Annotated in this window: 16 protein-coding genes; 3 read left to right on the forward strand and 13 right to left on the reverse strand. The window is 63.2% G+C overall.

Annotation, left to right across the window (positions count from 1 at the left end):
• Positions 1 to 9: 9 nt before the first annotated feature.
• From ACOJCM_RS08505 to ACOJCM_RS08515, 3 genes are read right to left on the reverse strand one after another with little or no spacing between them, the layout of a single operon-like run.
• Positions 10 to 405: a VOC family protein gene (locus ACOJCM_RS08505; protein WP_445211627.1), complete on the reverse strand. Its 396-nt coding sequence runs from the start codon at positions 403 to 405 to the stop codon at positions 10 to 12.
• Complete coding sequence (locus ACOJCM_RS08510; protein WP_445211628.1) at positions 378 to 929, reverse strand: SRPBCC family protein; 552 nt, start codon at positions 927 to 929, stop codon at positions 378 to 380. The genes ACOJCM_RS08505 and ACOJCM_RS08510 overlap by 28 nt, the downstream gene beginning before the upstream one ends.
• Positions 922 to 1,284, reverse strand: a complete 363-nt coding sequence (locus ACOJCM_RS08515) for an ArsR/SmtB family transcription factor (RefSeq protein ID WP_445211629.1) — start codon at positions 1,282 to 1,284, stop codon at positions 922 to 924. Before ACOJCM_RS08515 ends, ACOJCM_RS08510 begins: the two co-directional genes overlap by 8 nt.
• A gap of 197 nt (positions 1,285 to 1,481) precedes the next feature.
• Between ACOJCM_RS08515 and ACOJCM_RS08520 the strand changes: the two genes are divergently transcribed.
• Positions 1,482 to 2,381 carry an arylamine N-acetyltransferase family protein gene (locus ACOJCM_RS08520; protein ID WP_445211630.1) on the forward strand — a complete coding sequence of 300 codons (900 nt, stop codon included), beginning with the start codon at positions 1,482 to 1,484 and terminating at the stop codon, positions 2,379 to 2,381.
• On the opposite strand, the gene ACOJCM_RS08525 is transcribed toward ACOJCM_RS08520, so the two are convergent.
• Entirely contained in the window at positions 2,352 to 2,717 is a 366-nt protein-coding gene (locus tag ACOJCM_RS08525) for a hypothetical protein (RefSeq protein ID WP_445211631.1), read from the reverse strand. The genes ACOJCM_RS08520 and ACOJCM_RS08525 overlap by 30 nt on opposite strands.
• Before the next feature lie 160 nt (positions 2,718 to 2,877).
• Between ACOJCM_RS08525 and ACOJCM_RS08530 the strand changes: the two genes are divergently transcribed.
• A complete protein-coding gene (locus ACOJCM_RS08530; protein ID WP_445211632.1) occupies positions 2,878 to 3,777 on the forward strand; it encodes a LysR substrate-binding domain-containing protein in 900 nt (299 codons plus the stop codon).
• Between the two features lie 32 nt (positions 3,778 to 3,809).
• Here the strand turns inward: ACOJCM_RS08530 and ACOJCM_RS08535 are convergent, their stop codons facing one another.
• The 4 genes from ACOJCM_RS08535 to ACOJCM_RS08550 all read right to left on the reverse strand — a co-directional run bounded on the left by ACOJCM_RS08535 (position 3,810) and on the right by ACOJCM_RS08550 (position 6,588).
• Complete coding sequence (locus tag ACOJCM_RS08535; RefSeq protein WP_445211633.1) at positions 3,810 to 4,397, reverse strand: cell wall hydrolase; 588 nt, start codon at positions 4,395 to 4,397, stop codon at positions 3,810 to 3,812.
• A gap of 95 nt (positions 4,398 to 4,492) precedes the next feature.
• Complete coding sequence (locus tag ACOJCM_RS08540) at positions 4,493 to 4,690, reverse strand: hypothetical protein (protein WP_445211634.1); 198 nt, start codon at positions 4,688 to 4,690, stop codon at positions 4,493 to 4,495.
• A gap of 202 nt (positions 4,691 to 4,892) precedes the next feature.
• Positions 4,893 to 5,507, reverse strand: a complete 615-nt coding sequence (locus ACOJCM_RS08545) for a cell wall hydrolase (RefSeq protein WP_445211635.1) — start codon at positions 5,505 to 5,507, stop codon at positions 4,893 to 4,895.
• A 118-nt stretch (positions 5,508 to 5,625) separates the two neighbouring features.
• Complete coding sequence (locus ACOJCM_RS08550; RefSeq protein WP_445211636.1) at positions 5,626 to 6,588, reverse strand: arsenic resistance protein; 963 nt, start codon at positions 6,586 to 6,588, stop codon at positions 5,626 to 5,628.
• Between the two features lie 93 nt (positions 6,589 to 6,681).
• Here ACOJCM_RS08550 and ACOJCM_RS08555 point away from each other — a divergent pair, with 93 nt between their 5' ends.
• Positions 6,682 to 7,347, forward strand: coding sequence for a glutathione S-transferase family protein (locus ACOJCM_RS08555; protein ID WP_445211637.1), 666 nt, complete (start codon positions 6,682 to 6,684; stop codon positions 7,345 to 7,347).
• 42 nt (positions 7,348 to 7,389) lie between these two features.
• Here ACOJCM_RS08555 and ACOJCM_RS08560 read toward each other — a convergent pair whose 3' ends face one another.
• The 5 genes from ACOJCM_RS08560 to ACOJCM_RS08580 form a co-directional block, all read right to left on the reverse strand.
• A complete protein-coding gene (locus tag ACOJCM_RS08560) occupies positions 7,390 to 8,454 on the reverse strand; it encodes a calcium/sodium antiporter (protein ID WP_445211638.1) in 1,065 nt (354 codons plus the stop codon).
• Between the two features lie 75 nt (positions 8,455 to 8,529).
• Positions 8,530 to 9,273 (reverse strand): carbon-nitrogen hydrolase family protein, encoded by a 744-nt coding sequence (locus ACOJCM_RS08565; protein ID WP_445211639.1) that lies wholly within the window; start codon positions 9,271 to 9,273, stop codon positions 8,530 to 8,532.
• Between the two features lie 131 nt (positions 9,274 to 9,404).
• Positions 9,405 to 10,664 (reverse strand): hydroxymethylglutaryl-CoA reductase, degradative, encoded by a 1,260-nt coding sequence (locus tag ACOJCM_RS08570; protein ID WP_445211640.1) that lies wholly within the window; start codon positions 10,662 to 10,664, stop codon positions 9,405 to 9,407.
• Between the two features lie 57 nt (positions 10,665 to 10,721).
• Complete coding sequence (locus ACOJCM_RS08575; RefSeq protein ID WP_445211641.1) at positions 10,722 to 12,074, reverse strand: tripartite tricarboxylate transporter permease; 1,353 nt, start codon at positions 12,072 to 12,074, stop codon at positions 10,722 to 10,724.
• 2 nt (positions 12,075 to 12,076) lie between these two features.
• Positions 12,077 to 12,310: a hypothetical protein gene (locus tag ACOJCM_RS08580; protein ID WP_445211642.1), complete on the reverse strand. Its 234-nt coding sequence runs from the start codon at positions 12,308 to 12,310 to the stop codon at positions 12,077 to 12,079.
• Positions 12,311 to 12,394: the final 84 nt, after the last annotated feature.

The raw sequence follows: 12,394 nt of genomic DNA on the forward strand, positions 1-12,394 counted from the left end.
TTGTCCTCATCAGGCCAGGTTGAGCTGCCACGACACGCCGAAGCGGTCGTTTAGCCAGGCGAAACGAAAGCTGAAACCGTAGTCATCGGGCGGCATCAGTGTCTCGCCACCCGCCGCTAGCTGCTCGTACAGGTGCTCGAACTCTGCGGGGCCCTCGCATTCGACGAATAGCGACAACGACGGTGTAAACGTGAAGTCATGCTTCACCGGGCTGTCGATGCAGTAATAGCGCCGGCCCGCCAGGGTGAACTCGGCCAACCTGACGCTGCCTTCCGCGCCTGGCTCGCCGGGGCCATAGCGCTCGAGCCCCACGAGCTCGGCTTGCTTGAACAGCGAGACATAGAACATCAAGGCCCGCTCGGCGTTGCCGTCGAACATCAGGTGTGGGGTGACATGATGCGCCATCGGTACTCCTCCTCCAGACATTCGAACGTGGGCCAGAAGGGGACGGGGCGGCGTCCCTGCAGCACGTTCGCGAGGATGGTGAGATGGGTATGCCAGCCGCTGGCCACGGTGACCCTGGTATCGTCGTCGATGAGGCGACGATGCGTGACGACCAGGCGCACCTGATCGCCCTCTTCGCTGAGCTCGAAAGAGACTTCCGAGGGAGCTTCGCTGCCCCCGCCCCAGGTCCAGGCCAGTAGATGCGGCGGCTCGCAGCGCAGCACCCGGTGCGGCGTCGTGAAGCTGCCATCATACTGGCGGAAGCGCTCGGAGGGCGGCGTTCGGTCGGGAGTCAGCTCGGTATTATGGAAGTGCAGGGCGAAGGAGGCACCCTGGCGCGGTTCCATGGTGCCAGGAGCGAGCCACAGGCCGCGCTTGTCGGATTCGGTGAGGAAGGACCAGACCCGTCCGATGGGGCCGGGCAGCAGGCGTTCGAAGCGAATGCTGTCTTCGGCCATCTTCTCGCCGTAGCCGCTGTCATCCATCTTGCCTCTCCTTCGCCGATTTGCCACGGGGATCGGCCTTGAGTGCCGCTTCCAAGGTATTCAGGCGCTGGCTCCAGAACCCTTCGTAGAAGCTTAGCCACTGCTCCGCCTCGGCCAGCGGCTCCGGCCGCAGACGGCAATAGTGAGCACGCCCTTCGATGCGCCGCTCCACCAGCCCCGCCTGCTCCAGCACGCGCACGTGCTTGGACACGGCGGCCAGCGAGATGGCGAACGGCGCGGCCAGTTCGCCGACCTTGCGCTCGCCGGCCGCCAGCCGCTCGAGCATCAAGCGGCGGGTGGGGTCGGCCAGGGCGTGGAACACCCGGTCCAGGATCGTTGCGTCATATTCAACCATTTGGTTTATATAGTGGCGAAGGAGCGTATTGTCAACCAGCTGGTTGAATAATATTCGCGGCAAGCCTGACATTGGCATTGGCTATCAGAACGATCGAGATTTCACCTCTTTACCTGAAGTTAGCTTGAGGTAATAGCCTGCTTGGGACTGAAACATCCATCACGGGCCATAGGCCGCTCGGTACAAGGAGAATTTTCATGCAGGCTGATACGTTCGCTCATCCGCTCCATGAGTCTGCCCGGTGGGAGGCCTCCGTGCTCGATCTCGAGGCTTATCTGTCCCGTATCGGTTACCACGGTGACCTGGCACCTAGCCTGGAAACGTTGCGTGCCCTTCAGCAGGCCCATCTCGCCGCGGTGCCGTTCGAGAATCTGGAGATCGTCACCGGCGGCGAGATTCGCCTCGATCTGGAAAGCCTTCAGGACAAGCTGGTACGTCGTCGCCGCGGCGGTTATTGCCATGAGCAGAACACGCTGTTTGCCACGGTGCTGGATCGGCTGGGTTTCAAGGTTCAGGGGCGCAGCGCAAGAATGTTGATGGGTGACGACGAGCGCACGATCACGCCGCTCGGCCATACGATGCTGGTGGCGAAAGTGGCAGGTCGCGACTGGCTGGTCGATGTCGGAGTGGGCAATATCGGGCCGCGAGAACCGATCCTGCTCGAGGCCGGCAACGAGGTGAGTCACGGCCTCTGGGAGTACCGCCTGGAGCGCACCGCGCTGGGGCACTGGCTGCTGCGCCACAGGCGCCCCACAGGCTGGTTCAACATCTACCAGTTCAGCGACGAGCCTTACTACCGTGCAGACTTCGCTGAATACAACTACCTCGTGTCCCATCACCCGGCATCTCCCTTCGTGCGCCGAATCGTGGCGCAACACAATGGCGCGGAGGTGCGCCTTGCACTCACCGACCTGGAGTTGAAAGTCTTGCGGCCGGGGAGTGAGCCGGAGCTGTACCGGATCGCTGCCGAGGCACTCCCCGCAGTGCTGCACACTCGCTTCGGGTTGAAACTGGCGCCGGAGCAGGAGCGCCTCCTGCTCCGACGGGCCGAGACGCTTGCGGAAACCTCATCCGAAGGGGAGCCGCTGGGAACCTGAGGAGAAGCGTCGGCGCTTCTGCTGCGCCGCCTTGCGCATTGACCGACGCTGCATCAGTGCCTGTTCGGCATCTTCCCTCAGCGGCAGGCGCGAGGCCCAGAGGATGTCGTCGCGGCAGTGGCCCATGTCCTCAAGCATATGATCATCGTAGGCAAGTAGCGGCAGGAAGCGCTGGCGAAAGCGACGCCGGCGCAGGTAGTCCTGCCACTTGGTCTCGAGCGCGTGGATCAACCTCAGCGGCGGCATGGCGGGCATGTAGAAGTCCGGCTGGGGCGGTGGGTCAGGGCGTTTCCGGGTGGCTGGCTGGGGCCGGCGTAGCGGTTCGTGCTGGCTCATGTCGCACCTCCTGACGGGCAGCCGCCGTGGGCGGTGCCGCGTCAATTCAGTTGAGGAAAGGAGGGTCGCGACCTCTTGCAGGAGAGCTTGGCCTGGCCTGTTGCATCAATCAAACGAAAAGGTCTACATTGTCCTTTAAGATAAATTGAAAGGTCGAGACATGACCCACGCCGCCATTCCCCATGCTTCCGCCATCCAGGCTGCTATACCCTTGCTCGATACCGACGTGCTGCGCAGCTTCGTCGCGATCGCCGAGTGCGGTAGCTTCACCAAAGCCTCCCGTCAGGTGTTTCGCACTCCTTCAGCGCTTAGCATGCAGATCAAGCGACTGGAAGAAACGCTCGGCCAGGCGCTGTTCGTACGCGAGGCTCGCCAAGTGCGGCTGACTCCGGAGGGCGAGGTGCTGCTCGGCTATGGACGACGCCTGCTCTCGCTCAATGAGGAGGCCGTCGCGCAATTCCTGGCGCCGGACGTATCGGGCCGGCTGGGCTTCGGTACCACCGACGACGTGGGCACACGCATCCTGCCCGGCGTGCTGGCGCAGTTCGCCCGTTCGCATCCGGCGGTTCAGGTCGACGTGGTGGTGGGTAAGAGTCGGGAGATGCTCGACCGGCTGGACGCCGGCGAACTAGACCTGATACTTATCACGGCCGGCAACCCGGGCCAGGAGATGCGTGGCGAGATCGTGCACAGCGAGCCGCTGGTGTGGGCTGGGCGGGAAGGCGGCGTGGCTGCCCAGCGCTCGCCGCTACCGGTGGCCCTGGCGCACCAGGGGTGTGCCTGGCGCGGCATGGCGCTGGAAGCGCTGAATCGGGCCGGCCGGAGCTACCGTATCGCCTATTCCTGTGAGCACTGCGCCGGGCAGGAAGCCGCCATGATCGCCGACCTGGCGGTTTCCCCGTTCCCGCAAAGCCTGGTGCGGCCCCCGTTGCGGCGCATCGATCCGAGTCTGTTGCCTCCGCTGGGGGAATATCAGTTAACGTTGATCAAGCGGCCCGGTGCCGGCCAACCCTGCGAAACGCTGGTAGGGCATGTGATGGCGGCGTTTCGAGACTACTGAACCCGGCACTGGCAGCACGCCGAGCCGGATGGCTATGATTCTTCAGGGCGATACAGCAGAAAGTGTTCGGTCTCGCCTGTCTGTCGGAATTCTTGGCTCCAGCCGGGCATGACGCTGCGGTCGTGGAAGAAGCGAGCGCCTTGGGTGCGATCGTCCAGCTCCTGGTTGAGTGCCCGGCGGGCGACCTTCCTGGCGGTATCGAAGGCGTCTTCTTCCGTGACTTCATCGGTGCGGCCGTCGCACCACCAGGAAAACTGGCAGGCACCCTGCTCGGAGCCTTCGGTGACCACCTCGCAGATCGTATCGGGATGCGCTTCGTGTTCGAGGCGATTCAGCACGACATTCGCCACGGCCTCTTTCTCCGCTTCGGTCTTGCCCTTGGCTTCCCAGTAGAGCGTTCGTGAAAGGCAGCCGAGCGGATTGTCCAGTGCGGCCTGACCTGACGGATCGATGGCCTCGGCCTGCTCGTGCGTGAGCGGGGAAGGTGGGGCTTCGCCACGACGGGCGGCCTGCTCCAGGGCTTCTGCCTGATCGATGGCCTCGGACCGATCCTGATCGGCCAAGATGGGAAGGCTGCCCAGCAACAAGGCCAGGCAGCCCGCGATCCTTGCGGTACACATGGTGCGGCTCTCCGTGTCTCGCTGGCGTCATGAGTGTCAATTGACACCGAGAGTGGCAGAGCCGCTGCAGACCTGGCAAATGCGTTCGATAGGGATCAGCCGCGTTCAGCGCGGATGCGATTGAGCTGACGCTTGATTTCGGCACGCTCGAGAATCAACAGGTCGAGCAGTTCGTCACGCTCTTGTCGGCTAAGGCCTTCATCACTCATCAGGCCGTCGAGAAGTGTCTCGATATCCCTTTCGTGCTGGGTATCGGGTACGGAAACGGTGCTGGGGATCAGTGAGACGATCATGGGTGCGTACCTCCAAAGCTGCCCTGTTTGTTTCAGATTGTGATATTCAGGGGTGTTTTGGTATTTGTTGTGTAAGTACATGGTGAGCCCTTGCGGCGAGGTGAGTCAAATCGCGTCCAGACGCCCACCAAGCCGCACCGAGCCTTGCTTGTAGCATCGTCAATAACACCTGATTGGGCAAAAACACCTTCACCTCCTCGCATCACTCCGCTGCAACATGGCTGGGACGATAAAAGATAAAAGCTTCGGTCTCGGCGCTGACCGAAAATCGATCTGCCCAGGGAGGGTGAACGGTGCGGTCGTGAAAATAGAGTGCCCCATCGGTATGGTCGGGTAGTTCCTGATTGAGCGCTTGGCGCGCTACCTCCTTGACGGTTTCGTAGGCCTCGCCTTCGACCACCTCGTCGGGCCGGCCATCGCACCACCATGAGAATTGGCAGGGGCTCTGTTCGAAGCCTTGTTTCACCACGGCGCAAATGGTGTTGGGGAATTCCTCGCTGGCCAGGCGATTCATGACGACATTGGCCACCGATTCCATATCCAGCCGCGGTGCACCCTTCGCCTCCCAATAGATCGAGCGTGCCAGGCAGGTGAGCGGTTCTTCCAACGGGTCGTTGCCCTGCGGGTCGACGGCCTCGACTTCCTCTTCACTCAGCGTCTCAATGAGTCCATTGACCTTGACGTCGGGCGCTATAACCTGCTCCAGCACTTCTGCCTTGCGGATGGCCACGTCGGCTTGCGGTGCCTCGTTGAGGACGGCACTCGCCGCCACAGGCAAGGCGAGGAGGAGCCATCCGATCGACCGTAATGAGAGCATGATGAACCTTTCTTGTCTTGTTTTGGTTCGGTGCCGTTTAGCGTTGAAACGAATCGATACGGAACGAGAAAAGTATAGCTATCAGGCAGTTTCGGCCATCGATGCCTGGGTATGGTTTTTATCCCGCGGAAGGAAACAGTCGCTGTGGTACCCACCACAGGAAGAACGTCATGCCGAGGAGTTCAATCAGTGATTGAAATACGATGGTGACAACCGCCGGCTCGTAAGAAGCGGGAAGAGAGAGCGCCAGCGGCAGTACGACGAAGGAGTTTCGCGTGCCCAGGCTGAAAGCGAGTACGCGACCCTGGGGGACGGGAAGCTTGAACACATGGGCCAGTAGACGGGCGAGCAGCGCCGCGGCAAGCAGGAAAAGGGAGAAGATCAGCAATAGCCAACCGAGCATGGGCAGTGACTCGGTAACGACACCGACCTGGGTGGCGGCAATGGAAAAAATCACGCTGGCTAGAATTGGCACCGGCAGCCAGCTCAGCCGTTCGACACGCCGTTCTCGGTTGCGTCTCCCTTGGGCCCACTTTTCCGTGATGAAGGCCAACAACAGGGGGAGAAAAATCAGCCACGAAAAGGCGAGCAGCAGTTCTTTTTGCACCACGGCAACCAGCAGGTCTGCGTCCAGGAACAGCCATAAGTACAAGGGCAGTAGCATTAGCTGAAGCAGCAGACTGACCGGCGTGAAGGCGATGGCATGCTGCGTCTTGCCTCCGCCCAGATGGGAAAAGGTAATGAACCAATCCGTGCACGGCACCAGCAGTACCAGCAGAATGCCCAGGCGAATAGACGGCTCATGACCAAACAAACTGGCCATGCCCCAGGCGACAAGGGGTAACAGGACGAAATTGCCCAGCACGGCGGCGGCGAGAAAGCGAATATCGCGCCAGGCACCGTGCAGCTGCGTCAGCGGTACTTGCGTAAAGGTGACATAGAGCAGCGTGCCAAGCAGCGGCCACAGCAGTGTTTCCAGCACGCCAACCCGATCCGGGAGCGCCGTGCCGAGGGCGAGGCCCATGCCTATCGCCGCCAAGTAGACCAACACCTGATACTTCTCGAGCGTCTGGCGTGGCAAGGTAACGTTCTCCCGAGCAAGGGCGGCCCAGCATCGCGTAGCCGCCGCGAGCCTGTAAAGCACCCAAGTGAAGCTACCGCAAGGAGCCCAGCCATGATGAGACTGCATCACTGCGTCAGCGCCCGCTCGTTTCGTCCCTTGTGGCTGCTGGAGGAGATTGGCACGCCCTATGAGCTGGTGATGCATGCCTTTCCGCCCCGCGTACGCGACGAGGCCTTTCTGGAAATCAACCCGCTGGGTACGGTACCGGCGCTGTTCGACGGCGCAGTGAGCATGACCGAATCGGCCGCCATCTGCCAGTATCTCGCCGGGCGCTATCCCGAGGCAGGCCTTGAGGTGGCGCCGGGCGAGCCCGCCTACGGCGACTACCTCAATCTTCTTCACTTCGGCGAAGCGACGCTTACCTTCCCCCAGACCCTGGTGCTGCGCTACGGCCGCTTCGAGCCCGAAGCACGGCGTCTGCCCCAGGTGGTGGAAGATTACTCGCGCTGGTTCCTATCCCGGCTGCGTACCCTGGAGCCGCGCCTCGAGCGCGATGCTTTTCTCTGTGCCGGACGTTTCACCGCTGCCGACGTATCGGTGGGCTATGCCCTGCTGCTGGCGAGCTATATCGGCCTGAGTGAGCGCTTCAAGCCCGCCGTGGCCGATTACTGGCAGCGGCTGCAAGCGCACGACGCCTTCCAGCGCGCCCAGGCCGCGGAGCGCGTGGCCGCGCTGGCCCAGGGCGTTTCACCGAAGCCGGCGATGGATATGGGCTGAGAGCGCTCTGCCCGGGCCGTCGTAGTGGCTGTCTGGGTACGGTCATCTTTGCCCCTGGCCTCGGCGCAGTTCGGGCATCACCAGCACGGCAAGGGTCAGAGCGGTGATCGGCAGCACGAAGTAGAGCATCAGCGTACTGAACCCCGCCAGGGCATCATGGTGGGTGGCAGCCAGGATCAGGTAAGCGGTATAGGCCACGTAATAGCTCATCAGCACGGCACCTTCCCAGCGGCTGATGGCGCTGGCGGTGAAGCAGATCGGCAAGCAGGCAACCGCCACGGCGACCATCACTGGCAGATCGAGGCTGAGCATGGCGTCGGTCACGGCAATGCCGGTTGGGGCGATCAGCCCGGCCACGCCGAGGACGCCGAGCAGGTTAAAAATGTTGCTGCCGACCACGTTGCCGATGGCGATATCGCGCTGGCCGCGCAGCGCCGCGACGATCGACGTGACGACTTCGGGCAGCGAGGTACCGGCAGCGATAACGGTCAGGCCGATGACTTGATCGCTGACACCGAGCCAAGTCGCCATCACGACCGCCGAATCGACGAACAGTCGAGAGCCGGCCACCAGCATGGCGAGCCCGGCCGCGACGAACACCACATCGATGCCCCAGTGGCGACGCTTCTGCTCGCTGGCCTCAGGCTCGGCAGGAACGACCTGACGCTTACCCTGCCACAGCAGGAAGCCGGTATAGGTGACCAGGCCGAGGAACAGCAGCCCGCCATCGAGCCGTCCGATACTGCCATCCAGCGCCAACAACAGCACGGTCAGCGAAAGGGCGATCATCAGCGGAATATCCAGGCGGATCAGCTGCTGGGCCACCGCCAGCGGCACGATCAGCGCCGAAATGCCGAGGATGAACAGCACGTTGAAAATGTTGCTGCCCACCACGTTACCGATGGCGATACCCGCCTGGTCGTCGAGGGCCGCCTTGATGCTGACGACGAGTTCCGGGGCGCTGGTGCCGAAGGCCACCACGGTCAACCCAATGATCAGTGGCGAGATTCCGATACGTGCCGCCAGACGAGAGGCCCCCTGAACCAGGCCTTCCGCGCCGGCGATCAAGAGCGCTAGACCGACCAACAGCAACAGCAATGTCAGCATTGAGATGAGATCCTTAACTAGTGGGAAGAGCGACAGGCGTCCGACCGGGCCGGACGCCTGTCGAAAGCTAGCCGCCTACGCAGCCGATGAAGCGAGAGCCAGCACGCGCGTGCTCAGCGTGGCAGTGTCGAGCTGCAGCATCGCTTCCTGCATGCCGTCAAGCGCGGCGATGAAGGAGCCGCGATCGTTCCACGCCGCCGAGCGGCCCCCGCCGACAGCCTCGTCGCAGGGACCAACGCAGTTGGCCATCAGAATCGTCATGGCGTGCTCGCGAGCGAAGGTCGCATAGTAGGCGTAGGCTTCGTCCATGCCTGGCGCCAGTTTGGCCACGCTGCACAAGTAGACGTCAGCCCCCTGGCTGGCCGCCGTGGCGACGTGGTCGGGCTGCAGCGACTCGTAGCAGATCGCCAGTCCCAGGCGGTGCTCGCGGGTTTCGATCACCATGGGCCGATCGCCGGGGGAGAAGTAGGGCAGCTCGTCGTCGTGCAGGCGCTGCTTGGCGTAGGCCTGGCGTCCCGTATGAGGCTGGAACACCACCATGCCGATCTGCGGCTTGCGAGAGGTGACCAGCGGCAAGCCGGCAGCGATCACGATGTCATGGGTATCGCTCAGGCGCTGGAACACATCCAGCCGTGGGTCCTCCACGTGGGTGGCGAGCGCCTTGGCCTTCGAAGGCTCGTAGCCGGTCAGCGAGAGTTCGGGAAACAGAATCAGCTCGGCGTCGTGGGCCGCCGCCAGCTCGACGTATTCGACGTGGTGTTCCACGTTGCGCTCGAACTCGCCAGTTACGCAGGCGTACTGCACGGCACACAGCTTCATCGGCTCGCTCCCTCTGGCCCGGCTCTGAGCTAAGCGTACTCCATTTTGGCATGGTGGAAATCATGATTTACGGGACGCTTGGTAAAGCAGGACTCGGCCAGGCGTCAGGTGCGTGAGGCGTCAGGTACGACTCAGGACTGGCGTAGCTTGGCCAGCTCACGTTCGGCAACATCCACCCGCACGGTGCCCTTCTTCACCAGGATATCGGCGATGACGGCCACTTCGTCGCCCTGGGCACCGGCCATCAGGGCGATGTTCTTGGCATGCAGCGCCATGTGCCCCTTCTGGATACCGGTGGTGGCCAGCGCCTTCATGGCGGCGAAGTTCTGGGCCAGGCCCACCGCCACGATGATGCGCGCTAATCGCTCGGCCTGGCTGACACCGAGAATCTCCAGGCAGTAGCGTGCGGTGGGGTGCGAGCGGGTGGCGCCGCCGATCAGGCCGACCGGCATCGGCATCTCCAATGTGCCGGTGAGGTTGCCTTCGGCGTCTTGCTCCCAATGGGTCAGCGAGCGGTAGCGCCCCGTGCGCGCGGCGAACGCATGGGCGCCGGCCTCCACCGCACGGGTGTCGTTGCCGGTGGCCAGCACCACGGCGCTCACGCCGTTCATGATGCCCTTGTTGTGCGTGGCTGCCCGGTAGGGGTCGAGATCGGCGAAGCGGTAGGCCGAGAGCATGCCATCGCGCACCTCCTCGCCACCAATCTGGTCCAGCCGCCAGATGGCCCTTGCCCGCACCAGCCGCCGGTCGGCCAGGTTGGAGAGGATACGCAGCCGGCTTTTGCCGCCGCTCCACTCCGCCAGCGACGGGGCGACCGCCTCGGCCATGGAGTTCACCGCGTTGGCACCCATGGCATCGCGCACGTCCACCAGCAGGTGCACGATCAGCATGTCATCCAGCACGCGCACCTCGAGATCGCGGAAGCCGCCGCCGTGCTTGAGCAGCACGGGGTCGGTGGCGTCGCAGATCTGCCTGATCCGCTCCCGCGCCTCGAGCAGCTTGATGCGGGCGAACTCCGGGTTGGGCACCTCGACGAGCTGTACCTGGGCGATCATCACCGGTGAAGTGGCATCAGTGACGAAGCCGCCGGAATCGCGGCACTGGCGCGCCGCGTTGCACACCGCGGCCACCACCGAGGACTCCTCCGTGGCCATCGGCACCAGCTGCTCCTCGCCATCGATGATCAGGTTCGTGGCGATGCCCAGCGGAATGTTCAGGGTGCCGATCACGTTCTCGATCATCGAGTCGGCGGCCTCCGGGTCGACGTTGCCCATGTTGCCGAGGTGAGCCACACCCGCGTCGTCGAGGCCGGCGATCTCGGCCACCTTGGCGAGCCGCTCCTGGGGCGAGAGCTGGTAGAAACCGGCAATCCGGGAAGTGCTATGAGCCATGTCGATACCTGTCACTGATCAGTAAGAACGTATGAAACGAAAGAGAGGATGAGAGCTTCACGCCAGCAGCCCCATCAGCCAGGGGGCGGCATAGAGCGTCATGAACTGCACGCCGTAGTTCACGCCCCAGCGGTTCAGCAGGCCGGCCACGAGGGCCAGCACCATCACCCCGAGAATGCCCATCAGACCGGCATCCATGTACGCCAGCAGCATCACCAGGGCGAAGAACATGGCGAGGAAGGCTTCATGGGGAATGTGGCGGAACACGAAGACACAGATCTGGCGCGCGTAGCGAACCGCGATGGGGTAGGTGATCAGCAGCGCGACGGCGGCACCGAGGATGCTGGCGATGGCGATTTCCGAGAAGCTCATCAGATGATGGGCGTTCTGCTCCAGGGTCAGCACCGGTGGGGCGTTGAAGAAGGCGTTGCCAGGGCCGATGGCCATCGGGCTCATGGGAATGCCCAGCGCCGCCAGTGGGATCAGGATGCCGGCGATATAGGCGGCGTTCGTGACCGCGTCCATGGAAGAGAGCGCCCGGCTGGCCTTCTCGACGGTACCCTTCACCCAGCTCGACATCACCTCGCCGAGGAAGATGGTGATACCCACCGGGCTCATGAAGAAGGTGACCGAGCCCAATACCGAGCTGGCGGCAGCGGAGGCCGTTTCCTGGCGGCTGAGAATGCGGAACGGGTTGGGCAGCTTGTGATCGTCTTCCGTCTTGTTGATCTGGATCGTCTTGGGTTCGGCCACCATCATGGCCTTGCGCTCGCGATTCACCAGCAACTGCGCCAGGTTGAACATCATCGGGCCGATGGTGATACCGAGGAAGAACGAGATGAACACCACGCGCCCTTCGGGAATCACGCCCATGCCCCAGTAGAAGTGGCGCAGCGCCTGGATCAGCGCCGCCAGCACCACGATGCTGACCAGGCTGATGACCTTCTCGCGGCTCATCAGCGCCAGGAACACCGCGCCGCCGAAGAAGATCTGGCTGGCGTACTGGCCCAGCACGTCGGCCAGCGGCGTGAGCAGGAAGGCGAGGAACAGGCTGATCGGCACCGCGACCAGGGTGCCGATCACCGAGCCAGAGGCCATCTTGCGGATCGCCAGGGTGGCCTGGCCCTCACGCTTCAGCGTCATAGCATGTTCCACCATGGGCGCCGACATCACGCCGCCAGGTATCCCCGCGACGGATACCGGGATGGAATCGGTTAGCTTCTTGGCCACGATGGCCGCCATGAAGAAGGCCAGCACCACCGGCAGCGGAATACCCGCCACCACCAGCGCCAGCGTGACGGGCGCCAGCACGGCGGTCTCGTCAGTGCCGGGGGCCACGCCAATGGCGGTATAGACCACCACCGCGATCACCGCGGCGAGCAGCATCTGCAACAGCAGCATCGGGTCCATGCTCACGCCTCCTCTTCGATGTCGAGGCGGCGCTTGGGCCGGAACAGCAGTGCGCTGAGGAAAAAGCCGAGAATGGCGCCGGAAAGGCCCAGCACCAGCGGGCCGGGCGCCGGCCACGGCGCGAGCAGAAAGCCGCCCAGGCTCAACAGCGTGGCTAGCGAAAGCGAGATGAGCAGATCCCTGCCAGAGACCGTGTCGTCCCAGACATTCAGGTAAGCCCTGTCTTTGGCTGGCATGCGTAACTCCAGATTGTGTCGTTATTGGTGTTATGAGCCGTTGCCGGCGATGCCAGCTTCGGGCAAAACGGACCGACAGCATAA

The sequence above is a fragment of the Billgrantia hypersalina genome, assembly GCF_052584175.1.